This window comes from Ralstonia nicotianae, from assembly GCF_018243235.1.
Classification (GTDB): domain Bacteria; phylum Pseudomonadota; class Gammaproteobacteria; order Burkholderiales; family Burkholderiaceae; genus Ralstonia; species Ralstonia nicotianae.
Genome location: NZ_CP046674.1, coordinates 1 through 16,182 on the forward strand (window position 1 = coordinate 1; position 16,182 = coordinate 16,182).

A 16,182-nucleotide genomic window follows, 5' to 3' on the forward strand; every position below is an offset into this window, starting at 1 on the left:
GTGGCGCCGGGCAAACACCAAACGATAACGATGCAGGATTTTTGGCATGCGGCGTCCGCCCAGCTCGAGAGCGAGCTGACTCCGCAACAATTCAAGACGTGGATCAAGCCGCTGACGCCGCTGTCATTCGACGAGCAGGCGTGCATGCTGCGGATTGCCGCGCCTAACCGTTTCAAGCTCGACTGGGTCAAGAGCCAGTTTTCGGGCCGCATTCAGTCGCTCGCGTGCGACTACTGGGAGATGCAGGTCGACGTGCAGTTCGTGCTCGACCCGACCGCCGGCCAGCGCCAGGCCGCCATGCAGCCGGCACTGGCCCCGATGCCGATGCAGCCGCTGGCTGCGCAAACGATGCAGGCCCAGGCTGTGCCGCGCGAAGCGCCGGCCCGCCCCACAATGGCGCCCTACCGCGAAACCCCGATGGCCACGGCCGCCCATGCGGCGGCCGACATCGACGTGCCCGTCATGGACGCCGCCGAGGCCAGCACCCAGTCGTACCGCGTGCCGGCACCGGCCGCACCCGCCGTGATGGGTGGCCTGAGCGCACCGCCCGCCGCCCCGGTGGATGACACCGTGCACGAGCGCTCACGGCTGAACCCCATCCTCACCTTCGACAACCTCGTCACCGGCAAGGCCAACCAGTTGGCGCGCGCGGCCGCCGTGCAGGTCGCCAACAACCCGGGCAAGTCGTACAACCCGCTGTACCTGTACGGCGGGGTGGGGCTGGGCAAGACCCACTTGATCCATGCCATCGGCAACTTCATGCTGATGGAGAACCCGCGCGCGCGTATCCGCTACATCCACGCAGAACAGTACGTTTCCGACGTAGTGAAGGCTTACCAGCGCAAGGCGTTCGACGACTTCAAGCGCTACTACCACTCGCTGGACCTGCTGCTGATCGACGACATCCAGTTCTTCTCGGGCAAGAACCGCACGCAGGAAGAATTCTTCTATGCGTTCGAGGCGCTGATCGCCAACCGCGCGCAGGTCATCATCACCAGCGACACGTACCCGAAGGAGATCACCGGCATCGATGACCGGCTGATCTCGCGCTTCGACTCCGGCTTGACGGTGGCCATCGAGCCGCCCGAGCTGGAGATGCGCGTCGCCATCCTGATGAAGAAGGCGCAGGCCGAGAACGTGACGGTGCCGGAGGAGGTGGCCTTCTTCGTGGCCAAGCACCTGCGCTCGAACGTGCGCGAGCTGGAAGGCGCGCTGCGCAAGATCCTGGCGTACTCGAACTTCCACGGCAAGGAAATCACCATCGAGGTCACGCGCGAGGCGCTCAAGGATCTGCTCACGGTGCAGAACCGGCAGATCTCGGTGGAGAACATCCAGAAGACCTGCGCGGACTTCTACAACATCAAGGTCGCCGACATGTATTCCAAGAAGCGGCCGGCCAACATCGCGCGCCCGCGCCAGATCGCCATGTACCTGGCCAAGGAGCTGACGCAGAAGAGCCTGCCGGAGATCGGCGAGCTGTTCGGCGGACGCGACCACACCACGGTGCTGCACGCGGTGCGCAAAATCGCCGACGAGCGCAGCAAGGACGCCCAGCTCAACCACGAGCTGCACGTGCTGGAGCAGACGCTGAAGGGCTGAGTGCCCGGGCGATGAGCGCGCCGCCGCCAGACCGCATGGCGGCGCCATCCGGCCCGAATCAGCCCTCCATCGGCGCCCGCTCCAATGCGGGCGTCTTTTCATGCACAATAGACATATTTGCCGTGTGCCGGGCGTGCTTCCAGCGCCATCGCTTTTCCGGTATAATTTGAGATTAACTCCTTGATTTACAACACGATTTGGAGTTGATCGCAAAGGCTCCCGCCAGCCCAGCCGGGCGAGGGGCGCGCGGTTTCACCTTAGAAACAAGGATCGCTACATGCAATTGGTCAAAACCTCGCGAGACAACCTGCTGCGTCCGCTGCAAATCGTGAGCGGCATCGTGGAGCGCCGCCACACGTTGCCCATCCTGGCCAACCTGCTGATCCGCAAGAACGGTGAACGGGTCTCCTTCCTGTCCACCGACATCGAAATCCAGATCACCACGCACGCCGATTGCGGCGCCGGCAACGGCGACATCGCCACCACGGTGGCCGCGCGCAAGCTGGTCGACATCCTGCGCGCGATGCCCGACGGCGAAGTCGCGCTCACGCTCAACGACAAGCGCATGAGCGTGCAGTCCGGCAAGAGCCGCTTCGCGCTGCAGACGCTGGCCGCCGAAGAATTCCCCACCGTGGCCGAGGCCAACGACTTCGGCGCGCGCATCACGCTGCCGCAGAAGACGCTCAAGCACCTGCTGGCGATGGTGCACTTCGCGATGGCCCAGCAGGACATCCGCTACTACCTGAACGGCATGCTGCTGGTGGTGGACGGCAAGCAGGTGATGGCCGTGGCCACCGACGGCCACCGCCTGGCGTACTGCGGCGTGGAGACGGGCGAGCAGCCCGCCGGCGCGGGCGGGCGCCACGAGGTCATCATCCCGCGCAAGACCATTCTCGAGCTCCAGCGCCTGCTGGAAGACGTGGACGATCCCGTCTCGGTGCAGCTGGCCTCGAACCAGGTCAAGTTCACCTTCGGCAACATCGAGCTGATCTCCAAGCTGGTCGAGGGCAAGTTCCCGGATTTCCAGCGCGTGATCCCCAAGGGGTACCGCAACAGCTTCACGATCGACCGCGCGTTCCTGCAGCAGGCGCTGCAGCGCACGGCCATCCTGACCACCGACAAGTTCAAGGGCGTGCGCTGCATGCTCGACACCAACGTCCTGAAGATCAGCTCCACCAACGCTGACCAGGAAGAAGCGCAGGAAGAACTCGAAATCGACTACCAGGGCGACGCGCTGGATATCGGCTTCAACGTCACCTACCTGCTGGACGTGCTGGCCAACCTCAAGGCCGAAAAGGTGCAGGTGAGCCTGGGCGACTCCAACTCGAGCGCGCTCATCACCCTGCCGGACGACGACACCTTCAAGTACGTCGTCATGCCGATGCGGATTTGACGAGGCCCGCCCAGCGAAGCCGCGACAGAAACATCGAAAACAAGACGAGGGGCTGGATCGGAACGATCCGCCCCTTCGCCGTTTTTAAGCAACCCCGCCATGTGCGCCCGACGCCCATGGCTGCGAGCAGAACGACATGACCGAACAGCAGAAACCGCAATCCACACCCGCCGAAAGCAGCAGCTACGGCGCCGCCTCGATCCAGATCCTGGAAGGCCTGGAGGCGGTGCGCAAGCGGCCGGGCATGTACATCGGCGACACGTCGGATGGCACCGGCCTGCACCACCTCGTGTTCGAGGTGCTGGACAACTCCATCGACGAGGCGCTGGCGGGGCATTGCACCGAGATCCACGTCACCATCCACACCGACAACTCGATCTCCGTGATCGACAACGGCCGCGGCATCCCGACCGGCATCAAGTTCGATGACAAGCACGAGCCGAAGCGCAGCGCGGCCGAGATCGTCATGACCGAGCTGCACGCCGGCGGCAAGTTCGACCAGAACAGCTACAAGGTGTCGGGCGGCCTGCACGGCGTGGGTGTGTCGTGCGTGAACGGCCTGTCGAAGTGGCTCAAGCTGACGGTGCGCCGCGACGGCCGCGTGCACCACATGGATTTCGCGCGCGGCATTCCGCAGAACCGCCTGCTGGAGCCGGCCGAGGCGCCGGACGGCAAGATGGTCGAGGTGTCGCCGCTGCGCGTGTCGGGCACCACCGACAAGCGCGGCACCGAAGTGCACTTCCTGGCCGACGAAGAGATCTTCACCAACGTCGAGTACCACTACGAGATCCTCTCCAAGCGCATCCGCGAGCTCTCGTTCCTGAACAACGGCGTGCACATCAAGCTGACCGACCAGCGCTCCGGCAAGGAAGAAGACTTCGCCTTCTCGGGCGGCGTGAAGGGCTTCGTCGAGTACATCAACAAGAACAAGACCGTGCTGCACCCGACCGTCTTCAACGCCACGGGCGAGAAAGACGGCGTGGGCGTGGAAGTGTCGATGCAGTGGAACGACGGCTTCAACGAGCAGGTGCTCTGCTTCACCAACAACATCCCGCAGCGCGACGGCGGCACCCACCTGACCGGCCTGCGCGCCGCGATGACGCGCGTCATCAACAAGTACATCGCCGACAACGAGATCGCCAAGAAGGCCAAGGTCGAAACCTCCGGCGACGACATGCGCGAAGGCCTGACCTGCGTGCTGTCGGTGAAGGTGCCCGAGCCCAAGTTCAGCTCGCAGACCAAGGACAAGCTGGTCTCGTCCGAAGTGCGCCTGCCGGTGGAAGAAGTCGTGGCCAAGGCGCTGACGGACTTCCTGCTGGAAACGCCCAACGACGCCAAGATCATCTGCGGCAAGATCGTCGAAGCCGCCCGCGCCCGCGAAGCCGCCCGCAAGGCCCGCGAGATGACGCGCCGCAAGGGCGTGCTCGACGGCATGGGCCTGCCCGGCAAGCTGGCCGACTGCCAGGAGAAAGACCCGGCGCTGTCCGAACTGTTCATCGTCGAGGGTGACTCCGCAGGCGGCTCGGCCAAGCAGGGCCGCGACCGCAAGTTCCAGGCGATCCTGCCGCTCAAGGGCAAGATCCTGAACGTGGAGCGCGCGCGCTTCGACAAGATGCTCTCCAGCCAGGAAGTGCTCACGCTCATCACCGCCATGGGCACCGGCATCGGCAAGGACGACTACAACCTCGACAAGCTGCGCTACCACCGCATCATCATCATGACCGACGCGGACGTGGACGGCTCGCACATCCGCACGCTGCTGCTGACGTTCTTCTACCGCCAGATGCCCGAGATCATCGAGCGCGGCCACGTGTACATCGCCCAGCCGCCGCTGTACAAGATCAAGCACGGCAAGGAAGAGCGCTACATCAAGGACGACGTCGAGATGGCCGCCTACCTGATGCGCCAGGCCCTCGACACCGCCATCCTGGTGCGCGCCGACGGCACCGAGATCGCCAGCGACGCGCTGGCCGAGCTGGCGCGGCAGTACCAGTTCTCGCGCGCCGTGATCGAGCGGCTGTCGCGCGTGATCGATGCGGATGCGCTGCGCGCCATTGCCGAAGGCGTGGCGCTGGACCTGTCCAGCGAAGCGGGCGCCGAAGCCAGCGCCAAGGCGCTCAAGGCGCGGCTGCTGGAGATGCAGGGCAATGCCAGCAACGCCAACGGCGGCGCGACGGCGGATGCGTTCATGCAGTACGACGAGAAGCATGAGAAGTATCGCGTGATGGTCGTGCGCCGCCAGCACGGTAACCAGCGCCTGTCACATATCGATGCCGACTTCGTGGCCGGCGCCGACTACGCCACGCTGTCGCAGACTGCGCAGACTTTCCAGGGGTTGATCGGGGAGGGGGCCAAGGTGCGGCGTGGCACCGGCGACAAGCAGCGCGAACAGGCTGTGACGGATTTCCATGCGGCGATTACCTGGCTGCTGGGTGAGGCTGAGCGTGGGATTAGTCGCCAACGCTATAAGGGGCTGGGGGAGATGAACCCCTCGCAGCTGTGGGAGACCACCATGGATGTTACGCAGCGGCGACTGCTCAAGGTGCAGATTGAAGACGCTATTGCGGCGGATCAGATCTTTACTACGCTGATGGGTGACGACGTCGAGCCGCGGCGGAACTTTATTGAGAGTAATGCGTTGGTGGCGCGGAATATTGATGTTTGACATATGTAGGATCTCAGAAAAGTTGATGTTATTCACAAATAAGTGAAGCGATCTGGGCTGGTGTATTGCTGTGGGTTGCCTACCCTGTCTCTCGCCGCGCCCATCTGCTGATCCACGCGCGGGAGCGCTACCCAGACAAGTGGGCGGCGTTCCTTGCCGACGAAGCGTTGCCCGACACATGGGCGGAGGCGCTGACGCCAACTGATACCCAGTCCGCCCATTGCTGCACGGCCGCTGACCTGCTGGCGGGTGCGCCGCATCCGGCTTGGGTGGCCGTGCCGCAGGCGCAGTTTCGCTGTGCGCCGAGGTGCGCGCCGTCGCTGCATTGATGGTGGCGAGCCTACCCGCCTGTGCGTCGACACCTCTTTCGCACTAACGCGCCTCCCCATTCGGGCTGGGTGAAGGTTCCCATCAGTGAGTTTGATCGGCGCTGGTGATCAGAGAACACTGTCGGTGCGCGCTGTCGATCTCTCGACCGCTGATCTTATTGGTCGTCGGGCTGATGAATCCTGTCGCCGAGATAAAAGAGTCCGAGGAACGTTACGATGAGCATCTGCCAGAAGAACACCAGGTAGATAGTCGATGAGGCGACGACAATCCAAGGCTGCGCCTGAGCGGGAATGGCGGCTTTCACCGACGGCGCGACCACAAGCGCAAGGATGCCCGACAGAATCAAGAGCAGACTCTCGGCCGTCAGGAAGGCCAGCAGCGCGCACAGGAACCGCCGCCTAGTTAGCTCGATAGCGACCGTCTGTCCTCTGAGCTGGATATTGATCTTTGGCGTAGGGGCTGGCATCGCGCGGTCGATGTCCACGCGGTTGAACGTCGCGATTGCAGCCAGCGCGGCGATATAGAACCCCGGCAGGTTTTGAACAAACGAGATGAGTTTTGCAATCAATCCCGAATCGCCAAAAATCGTCACATGCTGGTAGCGGGATAGACCAAACACGACTGCGGCGGTGAGCGCAGCAGCTACGAACGGATAACCCCAGTCAAGCAGCGCCTTCCTGTTGAACTTGATCGTCCAGTAGGAGAACGGGCGCAGAAGGTGGTAGGTGAACATTTTGTAGGCCCACAAGTTGGCGCATTTTTTGGATGATTTCCGCGTCGAGCTTCGTGTATGACTGCTCCAGTGGTGTGGTGAAATCTTTGATGATCATGCGTTTCACAAAGACCGTGTCCATGCCCACTGAGAAATCACCCGTATTTACGGTCACCTGACGCGTTTGACCGTCCGTGCTTGTGAATCGTATCCGTGCCTGCTCGAAGTTGCGACTTCTGCCATTCAGGAAATTGCGGAGTGTCGCGACCCGTGTTCCACGTTCGACGATGTTCGCCAGCCGTACCTGGAGGCTTTTTTTAACTTCGCGGACATACCCATGCGTGTCAAGTGCGGCGTCCTCGTCGCGGGCCGTAATGAGTTCGATCCCGCCGATCGAGCCGGCTTCAAGATCATCTATCAAATCGTCTGCGGGATGCCCATCGAAGCGGAACATGAACCGCGCCTTGTAGCTCTTCAAACCATCCGGGTGGTTGAAGGTAAACGCTGCGGGTTCAATGTCGGCGGCGTCACGCATGAGCGCATTAAAAAATCGTTGAATTGCGGAGACGGTTAGACCGGTCGCGTTTTCGATCAGTGTCTGAGCCTGCCCGAGCGGATCGTCGTTCGCACGTATGAGGATGTGACACGAAAAATCCAAGCCCTCGTCCGGTCGTCGCGAGACCGTGCGCCACGAGTGCGCGAGCGGATTGGAGAAGCGCGGATCAGAGAGCAGTCGATCGCTCTTATTGACCAAAATGTGGTGATCGTCGCCGTTCTGGTACCAGTCCCGGATATAGAAGATTTCGTCGCCGTTGCTGTACTTCTTGTAGCGCTCGGCCTCGGGAATCGCCAGGATAAGTTGTAGGGCTCGGCCGGTCGATATGGTTGGCGGCGCGTCGAACGTATTTGACGCAGCCACTATGTGCGCGTCGAAAAAACCGATAGCCCGCTGAAATCTGTTCATTCTGGCTGGTCCTGTTCTTCCGTCTTGTGGTGCCCGATTATACGGTGCGTCAGTCAAGCTGAATTGGTGTGCAGTTGTTCAATATCGGTCTTTTTTGAACATTCCCAGCAGCTCTGTGCAAATACCTGCTTGACCCATTCGTACACTCGGTTAATGTTTCGTACGTCGTCTTGGTACATGGAGGCGTAATGACCAGAGTGTTTGCATACTGCCGGGGGTCTACAGCCGAGCAGACCACAGAGAACCAAGAGCGTGAGATACGCGCGGCAGGATTCAACATCGAATCCCGCCGCGTTGTGGCAGAGGTGGTTTCCGGATCGGTCGCGGCAAACCAACGCCTGGGCTTCGCCAAGCTGCGCGATCGTCTGGAATCAGGCGATGTGCTGGTGGTGACCAAACTGGATCGGCTCGGGCGCAACTCGATAGACGTGCGCGCAACGGTCGAGGACCTTGAGCAGGCGGGTACCCGGGCAAAATTGGGCTGCCTCTTGTTCCTGTGAGAGAATTTTGAGAGAACGGAGACCGATGCGAAGGTACCTTGATGGCCCTGAACGAAGCTGACACGTGCCGCCTTTACGTCACGCCAAAACTCCAAGCCGCAGGCTGGGACAGCCCTCCCCATTCTCTGAATGAACAGAAAGTCTTCACGGATGGCCGCATCCTTGCCACGGGAGGGGCCGTCACCAAGGGGCCGCAGAAGCGCGCGGATTACCTCTTGCGGTACACGCGTGATTTCAGTATTGCAGTGGTAGAGGCTAAGCCCGAGGACGTTCCCGCTGGGACTGGGCTTCAACAGGCTAAGGACTATGCTGAAGTTCTCGGCCTTAAATTCGCCTACGCGACCAACGGCCACGAGATAATAGAGTTCGACTACATCACAGGGGCGGAGACAATCCTGTCTACGTACCCGACACCGGCCCAGCTTTGGCAAAGGCTTCGAGGAGATGCAGGGCTGAGCGATGAAAAGGCCCAGCAGCTTCTGACCGCTTCGCTCCTCTCCGAAGCTATCGCGCCGCGCTACTACCAGGAAATCGCGATTAACCGTGCAGTTCAGGCGATTCTGACGGGCAGGCACCGCGTGCTTTTGACCATGGCGACGGGAACGGGCAAGACCGTTGTCGCGTTCCAGATTTGCTGGAAGCTCTGGAGCAGTCGGTGGAATCGGGCGAATGAACATAGGAAGCCACGCATCCTTTTTCTCGCCGACCGAAACATTCTCATTGATGACCCTAAGGACAAGACCTTCGCGCCCTTCGGTGATGCCCGCTACAAGATCGAAAATGGCAAAGTTACCAAGAGCCGTGAGATGTACTTCGCCATTTATCAGGCCATCGCCAAAGACGAAAACCGGCCCGGCCTCTACCGGGAGTTCGCCCCCGATTTCTTCGACCTGATCGTCATTGATGAATGCCATCGCGGCAGTGCGCGCGATGAGAGCATCTGGCGCGAAATTCTAGAGTACTTTGCGCCTGCGTATCAACTCGGCATGACGGCGACGCCGCTGCGTGACGACAATCGCGACACCTACCGGTATTTCGGCAATCCGATCTACACCTACAGCCTCAAGCAGGGCATTGACGACGGGTTCCTCGCGCCTTACCGCGTGCACCGAGTTGTCACTGAGGTAGATGCCACCGGCTGGCGCCCGTCCAAGGGGCAGCGAGACCGTTACGGTCATGAGATTCCGGACGACGAGTACGGAACCAAGGACTTCGAGCGTGTCGTCGCGCTGCGGGCTCGCACTGAGGCCATTGCTCAGCACCTGACGGACTTCATGAAGCGCACTGACCGCTTCGCGAAGACCATCGTCTTCTGCGTGGACCAGGAGCACGCTGACGAGATGCGGCGTGCAATCTCGAACCGTAATCAGGACCTCGTCAAGCAGTACCCCAACTACGTCGCCCGGGTTACATCGGAAGAGGGCGACATCGGCAGGGGTCACTTAGGCCGCTTTCAGGAACTTGAAACGACGACCCCCGTGATCCTCACGACCTCGCAGCTCCTCACGACCGGCGTTGATGCGCCGACCTGCAAGAACGTCGTTCTCGCACGCGTCGTCAATTCGATGAGCGAGTTCAAACAAATCATCGGACGTGGCACTCGCCTGCGCGAGGACTACGGCAAGCAATACTTCAACATCATTGACTATACCGGCTCGGCCACTCAAAAGTTCGCCGACCCCGCATTCGATGGCTACCCGGAGATCGAGGATCAGGAGGACATCGACCAGGATGGCAATGTCGTCAACGGCGGGGACGATGGCTCCGAACTACCACTCGACAGCGATGGCCAGGTAAGCAGGGCCGGCGGCCAAGGACGGCAGCGAAGGGATGAGAGCGAAGACGTGGTCCGCAAGTTCTACGTGGACGGAGGGAACGTCACCATTTCCGCTCACGTTGTCTATGAGCTTGACGCTGACGGCAAGCAACTGCGAGCTGTCCAGTACACGGACTACACGGCGGAAAAGGTTAGGACGCTGTTCAGGTCTGTCGATGAGCTAAAGGATCAATGGGCCGATCCGCTGAAACGTGAGGCCGTGGTGCTCGCGCTCGCGGAGCGGGGTATTGAATTCAAGGCCCTGGTGGAGGCTTCAGGCCAGCCTGGCGCCGACCCTTTCGACCTACTTTGTCACCTCGCTTTCAATGCACCGCTTCGCACGCGCAAGGAGCGAGCTGACCGCCTGCGCAAGAATAGGCCGGACTTCTTTGACCAGTACGGGCCGCCGGCCCGGGCTATTCTGACAAGCCTTCTCGACAAATACTGCGAGTTTGGGCCTCAACAGCTTGTCCTGCCAGACGTGTTGCTGATCCAGCCGTTCTCGACATACGGCAACGTCATGGAGATCGCAGGGCTGTTCGGCGGTGCTCCGCAGCTCAAATCCGCAATCGACAATTTGCAAGCGCTCCTCTACGCGCCATAAAAACTACTTACCAAGACAAGAACCACAGCAATGCCAAGTATCAAGAAAAGGGTAGTCCCGCAGACCACATCGCAACAGCTCGGGGCCATCCTCAAGTCCGCGCGCGCCATCATGCGTAAAGACAAGGGCCTCTCAGGGGATGCAGATCGCATTCCCATGCTGACCTGGATCATGTTTCTCAAGTTTCTTGATGATCTTGAACGGGTCCATGAGACGAGCGCGACACTAAAAGGCAAGCCCTTCCGCGCGGCTATAGAACCGCCCTACCGCTGGCGTGACTGGGCGGCAAAAGACGGTGGCATCACTGGCACGGAGCTGGTTGCCTTTGTCAACCAGGAGGAAACGGTTCGTCCTGATGGCACAAAGGGCCTGGGCCTCTTCGCCTATCTCCGAACGCTCCAAGGTGATAGTAAAGGGGACCGTCGTGACGTGATCGCAAGTGTCTTTCGCGGTATTCAGAATCGAATGCTCAATGGATACCTGTTGCGTGACGTAGTCGATAAGATCAACGGTATCCACTTCAATGCCAGCGAAGAGATTCACACACTGAGCCGCTTCTATGAGGCGATGCTCAAGGAAATGCGCGATGCAGCAGGTGATGCTGGGGAGTTTTACACTCCGAGGCCCGTGGTGCGCTTTATGGTCGAAGCTCTCAACCCGCACATTGGCGAAGTCGTCCTCGATCCGGCTTGCGGCACCGGCGGCTTCCTTGTTGAAGCGTTCAATCACCTTGAAAGGCAATGCAAGACTGTCCAGGATCGCAACATCTTGCAGACCAAGAGCGTCTTTGGCGGAGAGCCGAAGCCGCTGCCATTCCTGCTTGCACAGATGAATCTTTTGCTGCACGGCCTAGAAAGCCCGCAGATCGACTCAGGCAACAGCCTGCGCTTCCCCCTTCGTGAGATCGGCGACAAGGATCGGGTCGATGTGATTCTGACCAATCCGCCGTTCGGCGGTCAGGAAGAGCGCGGTATCCAAGGAAATTTTCCCGAGGACAAGCGCACCTCCGAGACGGCGCTGCTCTTTCTGCAGCTCATTATGCGACGGCTGAAGCGCAAGCCTCGGCCCGGCCGGGCCGCCGTTGTGGTCCCGAACGGGACCTTGTCTTCGCCAGGCGTGGCAATGCGGATAAGGCAGGAACTGCTCGACGAGTTCACGCTGAAAGCAGTGCTTCGGCTGCCACACAACGTGTTCGCGCCCTACACCGATATCAAGACCAACATCCTCTTATTTGAGCGCGGGGGACCTACCGAGCAGGTCCTGTTCTGCGAGCCACAGCTCGCTGAGGGCGTCACCCTAAGCAAGACGAATCCGTTCTTATATGAGTGGCTTTCGCCCTACCTAGATTGCGTTCGGACCGGCAAGCTGCCAGCCGAGCCGGCACTGGCCGAAACGTGCTGGACCGTCCAGCGGTCCGAGCTGGATGCAACACTCAATCTTGACCTCAAAAATCCCCGCATGGTGCTCACGAAGCACCAGGCAGCCGATGGCCGTCTGCAGACCCTCTCGCACTCCTTTGGTTCGCTCGCTTCTGAAACCGAGTCGCTGCGCGCGGACGTGGCCGAGATCACCGAACTGTTGCGGCACGCGCCGCTTCGGAAACTCGGCACGCTCGCAGCGGAGTGCGACGACAGGATCGGAGGCGACTACACACCTGACGTCAGGCTTCTCGGTGTTTCCAATGCCGAAGGATTTTGTAAGCCAAAAGGTGCTATCGGCAAGCAGGTGGACCGCTACAAGCTAGTCCGCTTGGGATACCTTGCCTACAACCCGATGCGGATTAATATCGGGTCTATCGGGGTTGCATCGAGTGCCGAGTCGACTGGCATCACGAGTCCTGACTACGTCGTGTTTCGGTGCCTGCCGGGATTGGTACCTGAGTACGTCTACCACTACCTTCGCAGCGAAGCCGGGCGGCATGAGATCAAGCACAAGACCAAGGGCAGCGTGAGGTTCAGGCTCTATTACGATAAGCTGGCCGAAATCTCTATTCCAGTGCCAGATGACGAGGCAGTGCAACATCGCTTTGCGGCGCTGTGCCAACGAATCGAGTCTGCGCGGTTGCGCACGCTGAAGCTCGCGGAACAGGCCGGTGCGGCACTTGATGCGATACGGCGGGAAGTGTTCCTACCCGAACACCTGTAATCGGCGGGGTATGGTGCACGGGGATGCCAACGATGCGCATGACGCTCCATGCTTCCTTGTGCTTGCAGGCTAGATACTTGTTGGTATTTGCCTTTGCGATTTTGGGGGCTTGCCTTTATTTTGGCGGGCTGCGCGGCTGATTTCGGTGTCTGCAGCCGCACCAATACCGAAGCGGCTTCCCAGTGGGAAGCCGCTTTTCTTTGACGTTCGCAATCCAATAATTTTTCTTGGCAAACTCGGGTTGCGCGTCGCTAAAGGGGGCTGAGTCGCGTGAATCGGCTCTGCTCTGCGCTCTGCAGCGCCTCGCGGCTGCTATCGACTCGAACCGATCGAAGTTCGCCTGAGTCCCTAGTTGCCGGGACAGCCGTTTGCCTCGCAGCGCAAGTACGATTCAATTTGCATTGTGCGCGCTACTGTTCTGTCTCGTTGGCAGTCCAGCACCCACTGCGCATGCATGCTGCCCCCTTGCAGGGAGGACGCTTGGTATTCGCAGTCGAGGTCCCGAAAGCGGATCCATGCTCGTTGCGCTTTGACTAACGGCTCTCTTGATGCCGTCTCATGCATTTTTCTCATCAGCGCCGAATACGTGTCATTCAAGACGAGATCAGCTTCAACAAAGCGATATTCGGCACATAAGTTCAATGTGGATTGATCCGTATCGCATCGCTTTAGCGCGGAGAGGATGTCCTGTGCAGTTGTGTATGTTCTCCGCGCGGTTTCCTCGACTGCCCTGTTGTCCGCTGCCAGGCTCAAGGCTTGGTGGCTCATCAGCAACGCGGTCAGCACAAACTTTGGACGCAAAAGAGTTGTTCCCATCGTCGACTTTGTATGGCCTCTCGAACGCGCTATCCGAATTCAGATGGCGCTAACACGTCGTATGTGGTTCCCGCTTCTGCATCACGATGATGCTGGCCAGCGGTTCGGTAAATGTTCGAACGCGTCGCGGCAGCATACCTGAACGAATGCTTCGGCCGATGCCATTTGTCTCAACGTTCGCAGTTTGGTGGCAGTTCCTGCAACCGTGCGGGTTCCCGGCCCATATTTCTACAAGTTCTGCGAACGTGAGATCGATATAAGTCCTTGTTTTACTGGATGATTTCCGATCCTTTGTAATCATCAGGTGGTGGGTTCGCGTCCCGCAGCCGCACCAATAAAATCAAGGGGTTACGATTTTTCGTACAGTTGTAGGTTCTGTCGCGTCATTGCGCAGTGGATTTAGCGCGAGTCGAGCGAAAGCGCGCAGAGTTATTTCTCATTGTCGCTGGAGTTGCCCCTGTAACTCAGGACACGCGAACACCGTTAGGTTGATGACGCGGCAGCACGCCTGAACTCGCGAGGCGAGCGGTATTTCAGGGCTTTGTGCGGGTGACGCTCGTTGTAATGCTCAAACGCAACAGCCAGACGCGAGAGCGCCGTTGGCGCATCGGGCTTGTCCATATAGGCGACGTAATTGTGCTTCATGGTCTTCACGAATGATTCGGCCATGCCATTGCTCTGCGGCGAACGCACGGGCGTGGTCAGTGGCTCCAGGCCCAGCTCGCGCGCAAAGCGGCGCGTGCGGTGGTCGATGTAGGCCGAGCCATTGTCCGTCAGCCATTCGATGGGCTGAGTAGCCTGCGTGGTGCCGAAACGCTGTTCCACCGCAGCCAGCATCACGTCACGCACTACGTCACCGCTATGTCCGCCTGTGGTTGCCGCCCAGCTAATCGCTTCTCGGTCGCAGCAGTCCAACGCGAACGTTACGCGCAGCGGCGTGCCATCGTCGCAACGGAATTCGAAGCCATCCGAGCACCAACGAGCATTGCTCCGGTCCACGGCTACCCGACCGTCGTGTCGCCGCTTGTCTCGACGCACGCCAGGACGGCTCAGCAGCAACTGATGCTCGCGCATGACCCGATAGACGCGCTTGTGGTTGATGCACGGCGCGCCGACTATCTCACGACTGCGTCGCAGCAGCGCCCAGATGCGCCGGTAGCCGTAGGTCGGCAAGTGCGCCACATGGGCCAGGATTTCCTCGACCAGTTCCGTGTCGTCGGTCAGCTTGGCACGGCGACCATCTTGCCAACCGGACGAGCGAACCTGCTTCACCGCCACGCCAGAGCGCGCCACGCCGAGAACTTCGCAGACCGTTTTCAATGGTCGTCCCCCGGCAACAAGGGCGAGCGCGCAATCAGGTTTTTTGACCGACCCCACTCGACGGCTTCTTTCAGGATTTCGACTTCCATCGTTTTCTTTCCGAGTAGCCGCTGCAGTTCCTTGATTTCCTTGATGGCTGCGGCCAGCTCCGATGCAGGCACAACGGTTTCGCCCGCTTGCACTGCCGCCAGGCTGCCTTCCTGGTATTGCTTGCGCCAGCCGAACACCTGGTTCGGGTTCACGCCGTGCCGCCGCGCAACGGCAGACACCGATGCGCCCGGTGCCAGCGTTTCCTGCACGATGGCGATTTTTTCCTGTGCCGTGCGCCGACGACGGCGCTCCGGCTCGGTCAGAACTTCGATGGATTCCACGTAATGACTAGGCTTACTGATAGGCACAAGACTATCCCTTATTTTAAGAGTGTCCTTGTGTCCTCAGATACGTGGGGCCGCTCCAGTCGCAGGCTCGCGCCCATCGCTCGGGTGGCACAATCGTATGCAGCCCAAGTTGTTTCGCCGTCTCGATCGGCAGGCGCAGAACCACATCGGCGCCACCCTGCTCGCGTGTACTCAATACCGCGCTAACCCCACAAAGCTCTAGATACACGACGCCCGCTTCGAATACTTCCTCATACAGGTGCCACGCTGGTTCGTCGGCTCCGGAAGCGTGATTTGCGAGGGTTGCTTTGGTGCTCATGGTGTGCCTCTCGTTGCATCAGGAAAAGTCCAATGTGGCAGGCGTTCTGAACGCGGCGCAGACGTGTCTGACAGTGCTTTCTGTTCTGACGAGCCGGAGTCTGCCGCACTATTTTGCCAATCTTGGCTTTACCTGGATCCAGCCGCCTGTCACAAGTCGGAGAATGGGTCTGGTCATTGCGCATCGCTGCATCACGAAAAGGCACTAGACTGAGTGCATCCAAGGAGTCGAGATGAGCCCGACAAATGGAGCAAAGCCAACCAAGGCGGCCGCAAAGACACCCAAGGTGGTGATTCGCCGTTCCAAGCGGCGGCGAGTAGTCACACCTGAGATGAAAGAGCAGTTGCGCGCCAACGCAAGGATCTCTCAGCGTCGCACATTCCCCGAGCTCCCGGAGTGGCGGCGGGATGAGTCAGACTGAGTCTGTCGACATGGCGGGCCGTTGCCGACATGGTCGTGAAAAAATCGTTGTGAGAGAGGCGAATCCTTGCATCGAGCACAGAAATATCATTTCAGGCTCAGTTGGCACCTCAGTACAGGAATTTGGATGATTTGGCGTCAATCGAGCCCTGTTGGTCCGGGGCGGTCGTACCATTGGTCACGGACCCAGGCATCCCAGTCG

At 60.1% G+C, this 16,182-nt stretch carries 10 protein-coding genes and 1 pseudogene; 6 read left to right on the forward strand and 5 right to left on the reverse strand.

The features are described 5' to 3' along the window. Positions 1-30 precede the first annotated feature (30 nt). The 3 genes from dnaA (at position 31) to gyrB (ending at position 5,657) form a co-directional block, all read left to right on the forward strand. Positions 31-1,599 (forward strand): chromosomal replication initiator protein DnaA, encoded by a 1,569-nt coding sequence (gene dnaA, locus GO999_RS00005; protein ID WP_011003321.1) that lies wholly within the window; start codon positions 31-33, stop codon positions 1,597-1,599. A 277-nt stretch (positions 1,600-1,876) separates the two neighbouring features. Next, positions 1,877-2,992 carry a DNA polymerase III subunit beta gene (gene dnaN / locus GO999_RS00010; RefSeq protein ID WP_011003320.1) on the forward strand — a complete coding sequence of 372 codons (1,116 nt, stop codon included), beginning with the start codon at positions 1,877-1,879 and terminating at the stop codon, positions 2,990-2,992. 136 nt (positions 2,993-3,128) lie between these two features. Continuing rightward, complete coding sequence (gene gyrB, locus GO999_RS00015; protein WP_211906420.1) at positions 3,129-5,657, forward strand: DNA topoisomerase (ATP-hydrolyzing) subunit B; 2,529 nt, start codon at positions 3,129-3,131, stop codon at positions 5,655-5,657. Positions 5,658-6,141: 484 nt separating this feature from the next. Here the strand turns inward: gyrB and GO999_RS00020 are convergent, their stop codons facing one another. Then, positions 6,142-6,720, reverse strand: coding sequence for a hypothetical protein (locus GO999_RS00020; protein WP_211906421.1), 579 nt, complete (start codon positions 6,718-6,720; stop codon positions 6,142-6,144). Beyond that, entirely contained in the window at positions 6,650-7,663 is a 1,014-nt protein-coding gene (locus tag GO999_RS00025; RefSeq protein ID WP_211906422.1) for a hypothetical protein, read from the reverse strand. The genes GO999_RS00020 and GO999_RS00025 overlap by 71 nt, the downstream gene beginning before the upstream one ends. Before the next feature lie 188 nt (positions 7,664-7,851). Here GO999_RS00025 and GO999_RS00030 point away from each other — a divergent pair. From GO999_RS00030 to GO999_RS00040, 3 genes and pseudogenes are all read left to right on the forward strand, one after another. Next, positions 7,852-8,133: pseudogene (locus GO999_RS00030) on the forward strand (recombinase family protein); the annotation flags it as partial. Positions 8,134-8,204: 71 nt separating this feature from the next. Beyond that, positions 8,205-10,583, forward strand: a complete 2,379-nt coding sequence (gene hsdR, locus GO999_RS00035; RefSeq protein ID WP_211906423.1) for an EcoAI/FtnUII family type I restriction enzme subunit R — start codon at positions 8,205-8,207, stop codon at positions 10,581-10,583. A 30-nt stretch (positions 10,584-10,613) separates the two neighbouring features. After that, on the forward strand, positions 10,614-12,728 hold the full coding sequence (locus GO999_RS00040) for an N-6 DNA methylase (RefSeq protein WP_211906424.1): 2,115 nt from the start codon (positions 10,614-10,616) through the stop codon (positions 12,726-12,728). 348 nt (positions 12,729-13,076) lie between these two features. Here GO999_RS00040 and GO999_RS00045 read toward each other — a convergent pair whose 3' ends face one another. The 3 genes from GO999_RS00045 to GO999_RS00055 all read right to left on the reverse strand — a co-directional run bounded on the left by GO999_RS00045 (position 13,077) and on the right by GO999_RS00055 (position 15,560). Then, complete coding sequence (locus GO999_RS00045) at positions 13,077-13,544, reverse strand: lysozyme inhibitor LprI family protein (RefSeq protein WP_211906425.1); 468 nt, start codon at positions 13,542-13,544, stop codon at positions 13,077-13,079. A 483-nt stretch (positions 13,545-14,027) separates the two neighbouring features. Beyond that, positions 14,028-15,226, reverse strand: a protein-coding gene (locus tag GO999_RS00050) for an IS3 family transposase (RefSeq protein WP_197362529.1) whose coding sequence is annotated in 2 segments (ribosomal slippage) — positions 14,028-14,911 and positions 14,911-15,226 — 1,200 coding nt in all. Because the reading frame shifts where the segments join, the coding sequence is not laid out codon by codon here. A 52-nt stretch (positions 15,227-15,278) separates the two neighbouring features. Next, the gene (locus tag GO999_RS00055; protein WP_211906426.1) at positions 15,279-15,560 is read right to left on the reverse strand and encodes a hypothetical protein; all 282 of its coding nucleotides are present in this window, start codon (positions 15,558-15,560) and stop codon (positions 15,279-15,281) included. Positions 15,561-16,182: the final 622 nt, after the last annotated feature.